This is a genomic window from Mangrovimonas xylaniphaga (genome assembly GCF_001280435.1).
GTDB lineage: Bacteria > Bacteroidota > Bacteroidia > Flavobacteriales > Flavobacteriaceae > Mangrovimonas_A > Mangrovimonas_A xylaniphaga.
Genome location: NZ_LBIP01000018.1, coordinates 329,747 through 345,646, shown reverse-complemented (window position 1 = coordinate 345,646; position 15,900 = coordinate 329,747). Strand labels below are relative to the sequence as shown.

Genomic DNA, 15,900 nt, shown 5'->3' with positions numbered 1-15,900 from the left:
TTAAGCCTTTACCAATTAATCTTCTGGTGGATATCCATGAATATCCTCGAATACTTCATCAAAATTCTTTCTTAAATACGTTTTTAAGCGCATACGGTAATCCTCATGTAACCATTTCACAAAATTATGGGTACTATTACTGATACATTGCGTATAACGCTCCAAACGGTGGTTGATATCGCCATCCAACAATTTCACCAAAGCCAAAGCATCGTAAACATCTTCGCTGTTTTCTACACAAATTTTGGCATGATGCTCTATAGAACGCTCTAACAACACTTTTGAAGATTCTCCATTATTGACTGAATCGATATAAGCCTGCTTCACATCAAAATAAACATCCTCAGACTTTGCAAATTCAGCTCGAATATCATCTGGCATTTCGTATCTGAAATTGCTTTCAATATCTTCATCATTGGTGATATTGTCTAAATAGTAATCTGGCGAACTGAATATTTTCTGCCAATCGATATCGGCACCCCAAGGTCCAAATCGATGCAGGTTGTTCCCCAAATCGATAATACTGAATTTACTCTTGTTTTTGAAGATCCTGGAACCACGACCAACCATCTGGTAATACAATGCCAAGGACTTGGTGGCTCTGTTCAATATGATGGTTTCTACAGACGGTTCGTCAAAACCTGTGGTCAAGATACTCACCGAAGTTAAAATGGCATCTGGGGTTTCCTTAAACCATTTTAGGATTTGTTTACGTTCCTTTTTAGAAGCCGTATTATCCAAATGCGCTACTGGATAGCCCGCTCTTTTAAACGTATCATACACGTACAAAGATGTATTGATACCATTATTAAAAATCAAGGTCTTCTTCCCTTTGGAATGCGCTTCATAGGCATACAACAGCTTTTTAAGCATGTCCGTATTCGTATACAAGTCTTCCGAAGATTTTACGGTATAATCACCGTTAGAACCAATTTCCAAAGTGGTTAAACCAACATTATAGGCGTAAGTTTCAGCACGTGCCAAAAACTCATTTTCAATAAGCGATTCAATGGTTTCACCCGTAATCAACTCATTGTAATTCTTTTTCATTGGGAAATCCTTGTTGGAACTAAGCGGTGTAGCCGTAACTCCTAAAATAAAGGACTTCTCAAAGTATTTAAACAATTTGGTAAATGAGTTATAGTGCGCCTCGTCAATAATCACCAAACCAACATCTGAAATATCAAGCATGTCCTCCTGTAAACGATTGTTTAAGGTTTCTACCATGGCCACAAAACAGCTATACTCCTTTTGATCATCAAGGTTAGCCTTACTGTGTATCACCTTGTTAGTAACCTTAAACTCTGTAAGCATTTTAGAGGTTTGCTTACACAACTCGATTCGGTGGGTCAATACCAAGACCTTCTTGTCATGATTTTTCAAGTATTGGCGAACCAATTCCGAAAAAATTACGGTCTTCCCTCCACCTGTTGGCAACTGGTACAAGAGGTGGTAATCATCTGGCGCTTCATCAAATCGCTTGAATACTTTTTCAATCGCTTTTTTCTGGTAACTGTATAAGTCTTTCTCAACGGTATTCTCCTTCACTTCTAAAACGGTAGTATCAGACATTGATATCAATTTATAGTTTAAATATTACACATTAACATGTTGAAATATAATAAATTACAATGAAATAATTTATTAAAAAGAGCTGTAAGATGTTTTACAGTTTACAAATACCAAATGGCTTTGTTCCTGTAACATAAATGGAATAATTACTTCTTCCATCGAGCCTGAAATATAAGCCCTAATGGATTGGAAGAGTTCTGTGAAAAGTGTATTACGGATTCCTAAATCTAATAATGCAAACATCATTTACGCAATTGGGCTGCAAAGGTAAAGTTATTATAGATGTTTTTGGAATTAAAACTCTAAAAGTTATCGTAAATTCGAATTTTAACACTTGTAATGGACTACAAAAAGTTGAAATTACGCTACATTGGATACTACGAAACACCTATACTCTGGAAAGGTGACACTATTTATGGTTTACGGCAGCTGGAATTGCAAAAGCTCCCCTTACAACCCTTCAATGAAGATATTAAAGGTCATTTACGTTTAGGGAAGCTAGCCGAACAATTTGTATCCCATAGTTTTAAAGCTCATCAAAACATCCAAGTTATTGCTTCAGGAATTCAAATTCAAAAGAACCAAAGAACACTGGGAGAACTGGACGCCATCATTACATTGGATGATACACCCATACATCTTGAAATTATTTACAAGTTCTATTTGTATGACGAACAAACGGGAACGAATGAGATTGAGCATTGGATAGGCCCTAACAAAAAGGACAGTCTCATTCAAAAATTGGAAAAACTGAAAAATAAACAACTTCCATTGTTACATCAACCTGAAAGTCAAAATTTCCTAAAACAGCTATCAATCGAGCCAGAGCTCATGGAGCAACGAGTTCTTTTTAAAGCACAACTCTTTGTGCCGTGGAACAAGGAACATATTGAGTTCTCTAAAATCAACCAAGATTGTATTCAAGGATTTTATATTAAGGAAAAGGAATTACCACATTTCAAAGATTGTAAGTGTTACATGCCTCCCAAATTGGACTGGTTCATAATCCCTCATCCAGAAGTAGACTGGCAAACATATACCGCTATTGAACCTTTACTTTTAAACCTTCTAAACCAACAAACCTCCCCACTTGTTTGGGTCAAACATCCCAACGGAATGATTTCAAAATGCTTCCTGGTTTGGTGGTGAGTGTTTATTAAATTTGATAACTCTTACCAATTTCCCTTTAATTACAATTACGATTTATCTAATTTGCGCAGCTCTTATCTATACTATGCAAAGCACCTTAATTTCCACACTAAAAACCTATTTTGGGTATGACACCTTTAGAAGCGAACAACAACAGATTATAGAAACCGTTGTTTCAGGAAAGGATTGCTTAGTAATTATGCCTACAGGAGGCGGAAAATCTATCTGTTACCAACTACCAGCTTTACTTTTTGAAGGCATCACTTTAGTAGTTTCTCCTCTGATTGCGCTCATGAAAGACCAAGTGGACGGTTTACTTGCCAATGGTATTTCTGCAGCCTTCTTTAATAGCAGTCAAAGTAGCGAGGAACAGCAGCAGATTCTTGAGAAAGTTTACAAAAAGGAACTCAAATTATTATATGTAGCCCCGGAAAGCCTTGCCGGCTTACAGCCAATTTTAACCAAACAGCATTTGAGTTGCATTGCCATAGATGAAGCTCACTGTATTTCAAGTTGGGGACATGATTTTAGACCTTCCTATCAAGCTTTGGGTTTTCTAAAAAACTCATTGCCTAATATCCCAATCATTGCTCTAACGGCAACAGCAGACAAAGCCACACGCGAGGATATTGTATCCCAATTAAACATTCCAACAGCAAAACAATTTATATCCTCATTTGACCGAAAAAATATAGCACTAGATGTAAGACCTGCCAATAACAGAATAAATCAGATAGTCAAATACGTGACCGACAGGCCGAATCAATCAGGGATTATATATTGTTTAAGTAGAAAAACCACCGAAAGCATTTCTAAAAAACTTAATGACTTTGGCTTTTCATCTTGCGCCTACCACGCAGGCTTGAGTCACGAGGAACGAGAGAGAGTTCAAGAGGATTTTATCTACGACAATATTAAAATTGTTTGTGCCACCATAGCTTTTGGAATGGGAATTGACAAATCCAACGTCCGTTATGTCATCCATTATAATATGCCTAAAAACATAGAGGGCTATTACCAGGAAATTGGTCGTGCAGGACGTGACGGTCTGGATTCCAATGCCATCTTATTCCATAGCTACGCAGATGTCATCCAACTGCGGAATTTTGCTCAAGGTGCCAGTAATGAAGAGGTACAGATTGCAAAATTAGATAGGATGAAACAGTTTTCGGAAGCTACCAGTTGCCGCCGAAAAATTTTGTTAAGTTATTTTGGAGAGTTACTTTCTGAGAATTGCAATAATTGTGATGTCTGTAATAATCCACCTCAGTTTTTTGACGGAACTATCATCGCTCAAAAAGCATTGTCAACAATTGCGAGGTTAAAAGAAACTGAAGCCATTGGGACCGTAATTGACGTTTTGAGAGGTGCCCAAAACGCTACCGTTCTAGACAAAGGCTATAACCAACTGAAAACTTACGGCATTGGCAGGGAAATTCCTTGGAATCATTGGCAAAGTTATATCATCCAACTCATCAACCAAGGCTATTGTGAAATCGCTTTTCATGAATTTAACGCTCTTAAACTTACGGCGTTTTCAAAGAACGTCCTATTCCAAAACGACACCGTATTGTTAACCAAAGTCCAGGAAATTAACTCTAAAAAAGCGACCAAAAAGGTGCCACCCCGAGCAGCTTTTGAAAACAGTGCCTTGTTTGAGCATTTGCGCCAACTGCGTCATCAAATTTCAAAAGCCAAAGGCATTCCTCCCTATCAAGTGTTTAGTGATGCAGCCTTAAAAGATATGGCGCGTCTTGAACCAACTACAGAAACCGATTTTCTGGAAGTAAGTGGTGTTGGACAATACAAGCTTAACGCATATGGTGAAGATTTCATAAATGCCATTATTACTTTTAAGACCCAGAAAAAAAATAGTAAAAAAGATACTTACCTAGCTACTTTCAATCTTTACAAACAAGGAAAATCTGTTGAGGAAATTGCTGAAGAGCGTCAGTTGCATCTCAACACCATCTTTTCCCATTTGGCAAAATTATATCAAGAAGGCAAAGACATAAATATGTATGATTTTGTTTCCAAAAGTGATGTGGAAGCCGTTAAAATAGCCAAGGACAAACTAAACACTCCCAAAGCTTTAAAACCCTATTTTGAATACTTTAATGAACAAATGGACTATTTTAAAATTAGAATAGCCCTAAGTATATTGGAAAAGGAATCATAGAAATATTACTTTTTCTCATCTCTGTTTTTCCTTTATAAATAAGAATGAAAAGCTCATAAAATATTACCTTGCGCCTTTATAATTACAAAGCATAAAATTTAGCCCGTGAAAGTCTGTATTGCCGAGAAACCAAGTGTAGCCCGTGAAATTGCTTCCGTTTTGGGAGCCAATACAAAGCATGATGGCTATTTTGAAGGCAATGGCTACGCGGTTACTTACACCTTTGGTCATTTGTGCACCCTTATGGAGCCCAACGACTATAAACCCCATTGGAAAAGTTGGGATTTGAACAACCTCCCAATGCTACCCGATAAGTTTAAAACCAAGGTATCTCCCAATGCAGGGATTCAAAAGCAATTCAAAATTGTAAAAAAACTGTTCGACCAGGCCGATGTAGTGATCAACTGTGGGGATGCCGGCCAAGAGGGAGAGTTAATTCAACGTTGGGTGTTAGATCAAGCCAATTACAAAGGCGAAGTACAGCGCTTATGGATTTCCTCCTTGACCACGGAAGCCATTAAAGAAGGCTTTGATAACTTAAAGCCTTCAACCCAATACGACAACCTTTTTTATGCTGGCTTTTCTAGAGCTATCGGAGATTGGCTTTTGGGTATGAATGCCACAAGGCTTTACACTTTAAAACATGGCGGCTACAAGCAGGTATTATCTATAGGAAGAGTACAGACCCCTACCCTTGCCATGGTAGTTAATCGCTTTAAGGAAATCGAGAATTTCCAACCGCAACCCTATTGGGAACTTCAGACTCTTTATAGAGACACCTTATTTAGCTATGAAGAAGGTCGTTTCCTGAAAATGGAAGAAGGAGAAGTCTTGGCCAACAAGGTGAAAGAGGATGAATTTGAAATTGAATCCATCACTAAAAAGAAAGGAAAGGAATACGCTCCTAAACTATTCGACTTAACAGGACTTCAGGTTTATTGCAACACCAAATTTGGGTTTTCTGCCGAAGACACGCTTAAAATCGTTCAACGTTTATACGAAATGAAAGTGGTTACCTATCCAAGGGTTGATACTACTTTCTTACCAACTGATATTTACCCAAAGGTACCTGGCATTCTTCAAAAATTGACCAATTACAGTACTTTGGTGCAGCCTTTATTGGGTAAGAAAATTAAAAAGTCTAGTAAGGTGTTCAACGATAAAAAAGTTACCGATCACCACGCGATCATTCCTACGGGAATGCAAAGCCAACTGCAATACAACCAACAACAGGTTTACGATATTATAGTAAGGCGTTTTATTGCTGTTTTTTATGATGAATGTGAAGTATCGAATACCACAGTCATAGGAAAAGCGGCCGAGGTTAATTTCAAAACAACCGGAAAGGAAATTCTGAAAAAGGGCTGGCGTGTTGTTTTCGAAAATCCTGATAAACCCGAAAAGGAATCGGATATTCTACCTGTATTTACCAAAGGAGAAAAAGGCCCACATGAGCCTTCCTTTTTGGAAAAGCAAACCAAACCACCAAATCAGTTTACGGAAGCCACCTTACTTAGAGCCATGGAAACCGCAGGAAAACAGGTGGATGATGACGAAATGCGGGAATTGATGAAGGAAAATGGTATTGGAAGACCTTCTACTAGGGCAAATATCATTGAAACTTTGTTCAAAAGGCAATACATTAAACGAAATAAAAAGCAAATCTTACCGACTGTAACGGGCATTGCCCTGATAGACATTATTCAAAATGAACTATTGAAATCTGCCGAACTTACTGGATTGTGGGAAAAGCAGTTGAAGGACATTGAAAAAGGCAGTTATAGTGCTAGTATGTTTATAAAAAACATGAAGCGCATGGTGGACGAGCTGGTCTATGAAGTACGAAGCGAAACCAAGCGTGCCAACCTTTCTCAAGCCTCCGTAGTAAAGCAACGTGCTGTTAAAGCAGTTGCCACGAAAAAGGCCGGGATTACAGCCGAAACATGTCCAAAGTGCAAAAAAGGACAGCTCATTAAAGGTAAAACAGCTTACGGTTGCAGTAATTATAAATCGGGGTGTGACTTTGTGCTTCCGTTTAAAGTGTACAACAAAACCATTTCTGAAAAGCAGTTTATCAGATTACTCAAAAAAGGATCCACCGTAAACTTAAAAGGGTTTAAGGATGGCTCTTCCTCACTTGAGGGATTGCTTCGTTTTGATGATAACTTCAAATTGGTTTTGGAACCTAAAAAGACCAAGAAGAAGGAAGTCCCGGAGGTATTGACTTGTCCAGAATGTAAAAAAGGAACTATCCTAAAAGGTAAAACTGCTTACGGATGTAGTGCCCATAAAGAAGGTTGTGATTTTAGGATTTCATATGAAGACATCAGAAACAGGGCTAACGGACAACAACTAACTAAGGAATTGGTTTTTAAAATTATAAATGACTCCATCTAAACCAGAACATAAACACTTCAAAATCTACAAACCTTTTGGAATTTTAAGTCAATTTGTTAGCAATGCCAAGCATGAACAAAAGAAAAAGTTCCTTGGCGACTTGCATGATTTTCCCGAAGGCACCATGGCTATTGGACGTTTAGACAAAAACTCTGAAGGCCTCCTACTCTTGACTACAGATGGACAATTGAGCTATGATATTTGTAGTTCAAAAATTGATAAGGAATATTACGTTCAGGTGGACGGTATGATTACCCAAGAAGCGATTATCAAACTTCAAGAAGGTGTTGAAATTGGGTTTAAGGGCATAAAATATATCACAAAACCTTGCGAAGTTACCTTTTTGGAAACCCCTCCAAATTTACCAGAACGCATTCAAAAAATAAGGGACGACAGACATGGCCCAACATCCTGGATATCTGTTATTATTAATGAAGGGAAATATCGCCAAGTTAGAAAAATGACCTCTGCTGTGGGCTTTCCAACCCTACGATTGGTAAGAATTCGTGTGGGAGATTTTACCCTTGATGACATGCAACCAGGTGATGTTATCCCTACAGAAGTGAGTTTATAATAAAAAGCTGTTACGGGGTTTCTTTAATAACAAGAATACTGGCTTTAACCCCAGTGAGCAAATTCCACTCCTTAGCCGACACTAAAGTACCATTATCATCATACACCTTGAATTCCGCAGTATTGGGCCCAGATTGCCCTTGATTTAAAGCTAAAAACACAATCCTGTTAAACCCTTCTTGTAAAGGAATGTCAAAAGATTTGTAATTTGAAGTCAGCACCAACCTTGGAACTACAATTTCATCGTTTACAAACACTCGAACCATGTCACCGTCAGGATACTCGTGATCTCGACACATGATATTGACAAACTTTCCATTGCTCCTATAATCTCCCAGAAATTGGTCAGCCATCGCTTCGGGTTTGATACCAATGTCAGCCGCAGCTTTGTTCCATCGTTGTTCGTAAATGGTTCCTGGATTGATAAGCGTACTATTGTCAATCATGGAGAATTCCTCCTTCAACTCCCTAACTTCAACTTTACTTTTTAAAGGAATACCATTGATATTATCGTCGGTTTTGGTCAACGAGGGAGCATCTGAACTGGGCTTTATCTTTAAATCTGTTGGTATAGAATCCTTTTCCTTAGTTTCTTTCGCAGGAATCTTAATGGACTTATTCTCCTTTTTATCTCCTACCTGGGCTTGAGATTGTGAATATGCCATAAACAGAAAAGCAATTAAAAACAGAATTTTGGAATTCTTCATAACTCTAAACATTTCTTTTTCTTGTAGGAAATCAAAGACTATACCTTTTTGCCGAAAATAAGGTGTTTTGCGGAAATAAATTTTAAACTTTAGTTAAAACTTCCCGTTAAAGCTCAAGCGTAATTTTCTGTTATACTCCTCGTGGAGCCAATCTTTATAATTGTCTGTACAATTCATAATGCAGTAGGAATATTGCTTGATACGATAGGCAATATCATCCTGTAAATGTTTAATTAAGGATCGTGCTTCGTAGACATCTTTACTGCTTTCAATACACATTTGGGAATGTTGCTGAATGGAGCGCTCAATAGCCACAATAGACTTCTGCCCCTCCTGAACTGCCTTTTGATATTCTGCTTTCATATCAAAATCGAAGCTTTTTACCCCTTTAAATTTTTGTTTGATAAGTTCTGGCATGGTATAGACGAAGTCTCGCTCTATATCTTCATCATTTCTGATGTTATCCAAATACAGGTCTGGATATTTAAAAATATGCTGCCAGTCTACGTGTTGGTCCCAAGGGCCAAACCTGATGATATTATTTCCAAGATCCAACACCAAGAAATCCTTTTTATTGCCAAGAACCCTAGAACCTCTTCCTATCATCTGAAAATACAAAGTCAAAGATCTTGTAGCACGATTTAAAATAACCGATTCAACAGTTGGCTCATCAAACCCTGTTGTCAAAATACTCACAGAAGTTAAAATGCCATCTGGCGTATTTTTAAACCATTTTAAAATATCCCGCCGTTCTTGTTTTGAAGCTGTATTATCCAAATGCCTTATATTTTCGTACCCTGCCTTTTTAAAGGAATAATACACTTCCTTGGAAGTATTGATACCATTATTGAAGATCAAGGTTTTTTTGCCTTTGGACATTTCTTCATAAGCATATAGCAGCTTACTCTGCATCACCGAGTTGGTATAAAGGGCTTCGGATGATTTTACCGTATAATCTCCATTCACCCCAATTTTCAAAGTGCTTAACTCTACATCGTAATTATAAATTTCGGCCTTGGCCAAAAAACCATTCTTTATCAATGTAGAAATATCATCGCCTACTATGAGTTCGTCATAATTGTCCTTCATTGGAAGTTTGATATTGGAACTCAACGGTGTAGCCGTCACGCCAAGAATAAAACAATCCTTAAAAAACTTAAAGAGCTTTCTAAAGGAATTGTAGTGGGCCTCATCGATAATCACCAAGCCAATATCTTCCAACTTCAACTTATCGTCATTCAGCCTATTGTTTAAGGTCTCTACCATAGCCACGAAACATTCAAACTCATCTTGATCCGGAAGTTCCTTCACTTTACTATTAATGACTTTGTTTTTCACCCCAAAACCAGACAGCATTCTAGACGTTTGTTTACACAACTCAATTCGGTGGGTTAAAATGACCACTTTTTTCTGATGATGCTTAATGTATCGTCTCACAATCTCAGAGAAAATCACAGTTTTCCCCCCACCTGTTGGCAACTGGTACAATAGATTATAACTATCCGATTGGGTTTGAATCACATCAAAAATCCGATTGAGATCCGCCAATTGATAATCGTATAAACGTTTCTTGTTTTTTAGTTCCTGGGTGAGCTGTAGAGTTTGAGACATAGACATAATTCCTAGAAAAAATTCTAGTAAAGTTAAGATTTTACATGATTTAATGGAATAGTTGTTAAAAACATTTGAAAAAAATAGGGAGGCTTTAACACCTCCCTTTAAATATAATAAATTGTAAGCGATGTTTAAGAAACCTCAATACGTTTTGCAGGTTTCTGCTTTGCTTCATCCCTTTTTGGAAGATTGACCTCCAAAATTCCATCTTGATAAGTAGCCTTAATTTTATCTGACTCTACGGTATCTGGCAAGGTAAATGTTCTTTTAAATGAAGAATAACCAAATTCCCTTCTGGTGTAATTCTCGTTTTTCTCTTCATCATGCGTTTTGACCTCTGAGGAAATCGTCAAAATTTTGTTCTCGATGTTAATATCAAAATCTGATTTTTTCATTCCGGGAATAGCCAATTCCAAATGGAAGGCATCATTGGTCTCTTTTATATTTACTGCAGGCGCTGTAATACCAGTGTTAAAATTGGACAAAAACTCTGTACCAAAACTAGGGTCAAACAAATTGTCAACCCAAGATGAAAAACTTGGCAGTGTGGCAACGCTTCTTTTGTTTGAAGTTGTTTTGCCTGGTTTAGGCAATGTTACTAAAGTACTCATGTTGTTCATTTTTTAAGTTAAACAAAAATTCACCTATCACTAAACAAAATAGATACCAAAGCAATATTTATGTTAAAAAACTGACATTTCTACACTGCACAAGTCATTTTGTCGGGCAAAACTCACTGTAAACCAATACTAAAGAACATTTTGACTGTTAAAATCTGTTAAAAACCAAAACTTCAGTGTTTTAACCGTAACATTTTTTAATTGGGGGCGTCTATAAAGTAAATCATCAATCATTAAAAACGAAATATCATGAGAACTTTAGACACAAATCAATTATCAGAAACCTTACACGGAAGCAAGAGCAATTCTTGGAATAACAAGAGACGATTTAGAATAACATTCTAAAAGCGAAAAGAAAAATTACCAATTACATCATCAATCAAATTTCATCATCAATCAAGAACCAACAGTTAACAATCATTAAAAATCAAAAGCTATGAAAGCGTTATCTAAAATTATTGACAGTACTCACAGTAGAGAAGATGATTTGGAAACGTTGAAGTGACAACAGAATTTTCATCAATCAATCATCAGGAAAATCGGCATAAATCCATTATTTATGCCGATTTTCTTTTTAACAAAATTTTATGGTATCGTTTTTGTGAAGGGTTCATTAAATCATAAATCCTCGACATATGAAAACTTCACGACACGCCGCACCCCAAGTAAATGCAGGCTCCATGGCCGATATTGCATTTTTATTGCTCATCTTCTTTTTGGTTACTACCACCATCTCCATGGACTCAGGCTTAAGCAGAAAACTCCGCCTCCTTGCCCTCCAAATACTGATTGCAATGCAGATGTTAAGGAACGAAACATCCTTAGAGTCATGATAAACCCAAATAATGACATTTTGGTGAACGAAAAAATTGTTGAGATTCAAGACCTAAAACAGGTTGTAGCCAACTTTATAGACAATAATGGCACAAAAACCTGTGACTACTGTCACGGAAAATCTGAAATCACGTCCTCCGAGAATCCTCAAAAAGCAGTGATCTCTTTACAAACTGCAGCGAAGACTAAATATGAGTTTTACATTGAAGTTCAAGATGAAATCACTAAAGCGTATTACGATTTAAGAGCCACATACGCCAGTGAAATCCTAAGAAAGCCTAGTGATAATTTAACCGAAAAAGATTTAAAGGAAGTAAAAGAAGCCTATCCTTTTATTTTATCTGAAGCTCAGACGGAATAGAGTCAGGTACGATCTCCACCTGATATTTGATTTTCACCTTTTTTCGCCCCCAATTTCTAGCAGAATCCACATCCACTCCCATATAGATATCAATTCTATTGGTCCAGCGGGTGTGCATTTTGTCTTTCACCAAAAATAACCCATCAAAACCTTCAATCATTACAGGCGTATCGTGTTTAAGGCCTTTTTTCAACAAATCCCTAGACACTGCAATATATTTTAATCCTGGTTTCAAACTATCGCCAAAAGCTGTAATGTGAGGATTGGAATTGGTCTGACTTTCGAGAGAATTGTATGCTGTCGCCGTAACCTTCAAAGTTTTCCATTCATGTGTTTTGGGTGGTTCAACTTCCTTTTTACATGATATTGCAAACACAAAAAACAGAACTCCCAAAACTTTTATAATACTAGTGTTGGACTGCATAATTTAAATTTTCAACAATGAACTTTTCAATCTAATAGGCAATCAATTCCTTAAGCGCCTCTTCAAACCTAGCTTTTGCCAAATATTGATTTTCCAATTGCGAAATAAACGGAATTGGGGTTTCCAAACTTGCTACACGCTTCACAGGCGCATCCAAATGCTCAAAACACTCCTCCATAATCATTGCCGACAAGTCGCTGGCAATACCTCCAAACAAAGAGTCTTCCTGAAGAATTATTACTCTCCCTGTTTTTCTCACCGAAGCAAACACCGTTTCTATATCCAAAGGCTGTAAAGTCCTCAAATCGATCAAATCTGCTTTAATATTTGGGTTAGCTTCTAAACTTTCCAAGGCCCAATGTACCGCCGCTCCATAACTAATAATCGTGACATCAGTACCTTCCTTCAAAAGAGCAGCTTTCCCCAATGGCAAGGTAAAATAATTAGTAGGAACTTCCTGTTTCACACTTCTATACAAAGCTTTATGCTCAAAAAACAGCACTGGATTGGGATCATTGATCGCTGTTGCTAATAAGCCTTTGGCATCATATGGAAATGCTGGGTATACTACTTTTAACCCAGGTGTTTTGGTAAACCAAGCCTCATTCGTTTGCGAATGGAATGGCCCCGCAGCAACACCAGCACCACAAGGCATTCTTACTACAACATCGGCCTGTTGCCCCCAACGGTAATGCGATTTGGCCAAATAATTGACAATAGGATTAAAACCAGAACTTACAAAATCGGCAAACTGCATTTCTACAACCGCCTTCATACCTGCAATAGACAGCCCCATCCCGACTTCAACAATGGCCGATTCGCAAATCGGGGTATTTCTTACGCGGTCTTTGCCAAAGGCATCCACAAAGCCTTCAGTGATTTTAAATACACCACCATATTCGGCAATATCCTGTCCCATAACCACCAAATCCTTATGGCGTTCCATGGACTGTTTTAAGCCTTCAGAAACCGCATCTATGAAACGAATTTCAGCAACCTTAGAGCCGGCTTCAACATGTTCATACTTAAAATCTTTATAGACATCCCCCAATTCCTTTTCTATATTTGGTTCTATAGGCGATTCATCATAAGCCATTTGCAAATGCGCATTGATTTCTTCTGCAATACTTTCTCTTGCAGCGGCTATTTGCTTATCGGTAATGACATTGGTTTCCTTTAAATACATCTCAAAATTGCTCAAAGGATCCTTTACTGCCCATTCGTCCATTAATTTCTTTGGAACATATTTGGTACCGCTAGCCTCCTCATGGCCACGCATTCTAAAGGTTTTAAACTCAATAAGAATTGGTCGCGGACGCTTACGGATACTTTCGGCCAATTTTGAAACCTTGGTATACACTTCAATAATGTTATTTCCATCTATAATAAAGGATTCCATACCATAGCCCTTTCCTCTATCGGCAATATCCTTGCAGTTATACTGCTCGTTAGTTGGTGTTGAAAGTCCATACCCATTGTTTTCCACACAAAAAATAACGGGCAATTGCCACACAGAAGCCACATTGAGCGCTTCGTGAAAATCTCCTTCACTAGTCCCTCCTTCTCCCGTAAACACCGCAGTAACCTGTTTTTTCTTTTTTAACAAACTCGCCAAGGCAATACCATCTGCCACACCTAATTGAGGTCCCAAATGGGAAATCATTCCTATAATATTGTATTCTTGAGTTCCAAAGTGAAAAGAACGATCGCGTCCATTGGTAAAACCACTGGCTTTTCCTTGCCACTGACTGAACAAACGATGCAACGGAATGTCCCTAGAAGTAAATACTCCCAAATTTCTATGCATTGGCAACACATACTCTTCCTTTTGTAACGCCATAGTTACCCCTACAGAAATAGCCTCTTGACCAATACCTGAAAACCACTTCGAAATTTTCCCTTGACGCAGTAAAATCAACATCTTTTCTTCTATCAAGCGTGGCTTTAACATCTGCTTATAGAGTTGGATCAATTTCTTGGAATCTAAATTCTTTTTATCGTAGGTAATGTTGCTTTTGATGGACGTTAGCATATTGATATTGTTTCTTTTCTCAGCCAAATTTAATTAAAAATTATATCTGCCTTTCTTAAACTTATTTTTTTTTACCCAAGACCATTTGTACTAAATTTTAGCTATGTTTTCGTTATTTTTGTATTATTACAACTATAAATACCTTAATAATGAACGCAATACCAAGTGTTGACCTTCAGGATTTTATTTCAGGAGACCCCATTAGAAAACAAAAATTCGTAGATGAAATAGGAAAAGCCTATGAAGATATAGGATTTGTTGCCCTTAAAGGCCATTTCTTGGACGACAAGTTGGTGGAGTCGCTTTATTCCGAAGTAAAACGCTTTTTCGATCTTCCCCTAGAAACCAAACAGAAGTATGAAATCCCAGGAATTGGAGGGCAACGCGGTTATGTTTCCTTTGGAAAAGAAAGTGCCAAAGGCAAAAAAGAAGGCGATTTGAAAGAATTTTGGCATTTTGGTCAATACGTGGAAGACAATCCCAAATTAGCCGAAACATATCCTGACAATGTTACTGTTGAGGAAGTTCCCGAATTTAATGCTGTTGGAAAAGAGGCCTACAAGATGTTGGAAAAAACGGCTAAATACGTATTGCGCGCTTTAGCTCTTAGGCTAGGGCTTGAGGAAACTTATTTTGATAATTATATCCACAACGGCAACTCTATTTTAAGACCTATCCACTACCCTCCTATTATAGAAGAACCCAAAGAGGCGGTTAGAGCGGCAGCCCATGGCGACATTAATTTGATTACTCTTTTGATGGGGGCACAAGGTCGCGGTTTACAGGTGCAAAATCACAAGGGCGAATGGATTGATGCCATTGCCCAACCTGACGAACTAATGATCAATGTGGGAGACATGCTATCAAGACATACCAATAATAAACTAAAATCTACTATTCACCGTGTGGTGAATCCTCCAAAGGAACTTTGGGGAACGTCTCGCTATTCCATTCCATTTTTTATGCATCCCGTTTCTGAAATGAAATTGGACGTTTTGGAAACTTGCGTAGATGAAGAACATCCCAAATTATACGAAGACACCACCGCAGGGGAATTCCTTCACGAACGTTTAGTAGAACTAGGACTCATTAAACAATAATTACTTTATGGATTTACAGGATCAATTAAAACACCTTTTCCCAGATCACAAACCTGAACCTGAAACCGAAACTGCCACACCAGAAGATGATATCTGGATGCAGGACGACCCCATTATTTGCAAATACGAAAAGCGTAAAGGAAAGCCTATCACCATCCTTGAAGGCTATACAGGTGCTACCGAAGATTTTAAACTCTTGGCCAAAGAACTCAAAACCAAGCTAAGCGTTGGGGGAAGTTTTAAAGACGATAAAATTATCATTCAAGGAGATTACAGAGATAAAATCATGCAGATTCTAAAAGAAAAAGGATTTGCCGTAAAACGCGTAGGAGGATAAC

At 37.8% G+C, this 15,900-nt stretch carries 15 protein-coding genes; 8 read left to right on the top strand and 7 right to left on the bottom strand.

What is annotated here, in order from left to right:
• Positions 1-15: 15 nt before the first annotated feature.
• Together ZA06_RS12560 and ZA06_RS16940 are read right to left on the bottom strand one after the other, a co-directional pair.
• On the bottom strand, positions 16-1,572 hold the full coding sequence (locus tag ZA06_RS12560; protein WP_053977816.1) for a DEAD/DEAH box helicase: 1,557 nt from the start codon (positions 1,570-1,572) through the stop codon (positions 16-18).
• Between the two features lie 72 nt (positions 1,573-1,644).
• Positions 1,645-1,818 (bottom strand): hypothetical protein, encoded by a 174-nt coding sequence (locus ZA06_RS16940; protein ID WP_157503254.1) that lies wholly within the window; start codon positions 1,816-1,818, stop codon positions 1,645-1,647.
• A 93-nt stretch (positions 1,819-1,911) separates the two neighbouring features.
• Here ZA06_RS16940 and ZA06_RS12555 point away from each other — a divergent pair, with 93 nt between their 5' ends.
• From ZA06_RS12555 to ZA06_RS12540, 4 genes are all read left to right on the top strand, one after another.
• The gene (locus tag ZA06_RS12555; RefSeq protein ID WP_053977815.1) at positions 1,912-2,721 is read left to right on the top strand and encodes a DUF1853 family protein; all 810 of its coding nucleotides are present in this window, start codon (positions 1,912-1,914) and stop codon (positions 2,719-2,721) included.
• Positions 2,722-2,806: 85 nt separating this feature from the next.
• Positions 2,807-4,900 carry a DNA helicase RecQ gene (recQ, locus tag ZA06_RS12550; protein ID WP_053977814.1) on the top strand — a complete coding sequence of 698 codons (2,094 nt, stop codon included), beginning with the start codon at positions 2,807-2,809 and terminating at the stop codon, positions 4,898-4,900.
• Between the two features lie 105 nt (positions 4,901-5,005).
• Complete coding sequence (locus ZA06_RS12545) at positions 5,006-7,297, top strand: type IA DNA topoisomerase (protein ID WP_053977813.1); 2,292 nt, start codon at positions 5,006-5,008, stop codon at positions 7,295-7,297.
• Positions 7,284-7,871, top strand: a complete 588-nt coding sequence (locus tag ZA06_RS12540) for a pseudouridine synthase (RefSeq protein ID WP_053977812.1) — start codon at positions 7,284-7,286, stop codon at positions 7,869-7,871. Before ZA06_RS12545 ends, ZA06_RS12540 begins: the two co-directional genes overlap by 14 nt.
• Positions 7,872-7,881: 10 nt before the next feature.
• On the opposite strand, the gene ZA06_RS12535 is transcribed toward ZA06_RS12540, so the two are convergent.
• From ZA06_RS12535 to ZA06_RS12525, 3 genes are all read right to left on the bottom strand, one after another.
• Positions 7,882-8,577 (bottom strand): hypothetical protein, encoded by a 696-nt coding sequence (locus tag ZA06_RS12535; RefSeq protein ID WP_157503252.1) that lies wholly within the window; start codon positions 8,575-8,577, stop codon positions 7,882-7,884.
• A 93-nt stretch (positions 8,578-8,670) separates the two neighbouring features.
• Positions 8,671-10,194: a DEAD/DEAH box helicase gene (locus ZA06_RS12530; RefSeq protein ID WP_157503250.1), complete on the bottom strand. Its 1,524-nt coding sequence runs from the start codon at positions 10,192-10,194 to the stop codon at positions 8,671-8,673.
• 128 nt (positions 10,195-10,322) lie between these two features.
• Positions 10,323-10,802, bottom strand: a complete 480-nt coding sequence (locus tag ZA06_RS12525; protein ID WP_053978086.1) for an Hsp20/alpha crystallin family protein — start codon at positions 10,800-10,802, stop codon at positions 10,323-10,325.
• Positions 10,803-11,446: 644 nt separating this feature from the next.
• Between ZA06_RS12525 and ZA06_RS17225 the strand changes: the two genes are divergently transcribed.
• On the top strand, positions 11,447-11,644 hold the full coding sequence (locus ZA06_RS17225; protein ID WP_316931781.1) for an ExbD/TolR family protein: 198 nt from the start codon (positions 11,447-11,449) through the stop codon (positions 11,642-11,644).
• Entirely contained in the window at positions 11,641-12,006 is a 366-nt protein-coding gene (locus tag ZA06_RS12520; RefSeq protein WP_316931780.1) for a hypothetical protein, read from the top strand. Before ZA06_RS17225 ends, ZA06_RS12520 begins: the two co-directional genes overlap by 4 nt.
• Here ZA06_RS12520 and ZA06_RS12515 read toward each other — a convergent pair.
• Together ZA06_RS12515 and ZA06_RS12510 are read right to left on the bottom strand one after the other, a co-directional pair.
• Entirely contained in the window at positions 11,978-12,430 is a 453-nt protein-coding gene (locus tag ZA06_RS12515) for a 3D domain-containing protein (protein ID WP_053977809.1), read from the bottom strand. The genes ZA06_RS12520 and ZA06_RS12515 overlap by 29 nt on opposite strands.
• A gap of 31 nt (positions 12,431-12,461) precedes the next feature.
• Positions 12,462-14,462, bottom strand: coding sequence for an alpha-ketoacid dehydrogenase subunit alpha/beta (locus ZA06_RS12510; RefSeq protein WP_053977808.1), 2,001 nt, complete (start codon positions 14,460-14,462; stop codon positions 12,462-12,464).
• A gap of 149 nt (positions 14,463-14,611) precedes the next feature.
• Between ZA06_RS12510 and ZA06_RS12505 the strand changes: the two genes are divergently transcribed.
• Both ZA06_RS12505 and ZA06_RS12500 read left to right on the top strand, forming a co-directional pair.
• On the top strand, positions 14,612-15,562 hold the full coding sequence (locus ZA06_RS12505) for an isopenicillin N synthase family dioxygenase (protein WP_053977807.1): 951 nt from the start codon (positions 14,612-14,614) through the stop codon (positions 15,560-15,562).
• 7 nt (positions 15,563-15,569) lie between these two features.
• Positions 15,570-15,899, top strand: coding sequence for a translation initiation factor (locus tag ZA06_RS12500; protein WP_053977806.1), 330 nt, complete (start codon positions 15,570-15,572; stop codon positions 15,897-15,899).
• Position 15,900: the final 1 nt, after the last annotated feature.

Bases quoted from the DNA above. Each gene is read 5' to 3' on its own strand.
- ZA06_RS12560 (WP_053977816.1), bottom strand. From the start codon at position 1,572: ATGTCTGATACTACCGTTTTAGAAGTGAAGGAGAATACCGTTGAGAAA.
- ZA06_RS12530 (WP_157503250.1), bottom strand. From the start codon at position 10,194: ATGTCTATGTCTCAAACTCTACAGCTCACCCAGGAACTAAAAAACAAG.
- ZA06_RS16940 (WP_157503254.1), bottom strand. From the start codon at position 1,818: ATGATGTTTGCATTATTAGATTTAGGAATCCGTAATACACTTTTCACA.
- recQ (WP_053977814.1), top strand. From the start codon at position 2,807: ATGCAAAGCACCTTAATTTCCACACTAAAAACCTATTTTGGGTATGAC.
- ZA06_RS12505 (WP_053977807.1), top strand. From the start codon at position 14,612: ATGAACGCAATACCAAGTGTTGACCTTCAGGATTTTATTTCAGGAGAC.
- ZA06_RS12525 (WP_053978086.1), bottom strand. From the start codon at position 10,802: ATGAGTACTTTAGTAACATTGCCTAAACCAGGCAAAACAACTTCAAAC.
- ZA06_RS12540 (WP_053977812.1), top strand. From the start codon at position 7,284: ATGACTCCATCTAAACCAGAACATAAACACTTCAAAATCTACAAACCT.
- ZA06_RS12500 (WP_053977806.1), top strand. From the start codon at position 15,570: ATGGATTTACAGGATCAATTAAAACACCTTTTCCCAGATCACAAACCT.
- ZA06_RS17225 (WP_316931781.1), top strand. From the start codon at position 11,447: ATGAAAACTTCACGACACGCCGCACCCCAAGTAAATGCAGGCTCCATG.
- ZA06_RS12535 (WP_157503252.1), bottom strand. From the start codon at position 8,577: ATGAAGAATTCCAAAATTCTGTTTTTAATTGCTTTTCTGTTTATGGCA.
- ZA06_RS12555 (WP_053977815.1), top strand. From the start codon at position 1,912: ATGGACTACAAAAAGTTGAAATTACGCTACATTGGATACTACGAAACA.
- ZA06_RS12515 (WP_053977809.1), bottom strand. From the start codon at position 12,430: ATGCAGTCCAACACTAGTATTATAAAAGTTTTGGGAGTTCTGTTTTTT.
- ZA06_RS12520 (WP_316931780.1), top strand. From the start codon at position 11,641: ATGATAAACCCAAATAATGACATTTTGGTGAACGAAAAAATTGTTGAG.
- ZA06_RS12510 (WP_053977808.1), bottom strand. From the start codon at position 14,462: ATGCTAACGTCCATCAAAAGCAACATTACCTACGATAAAAAGAATTTA.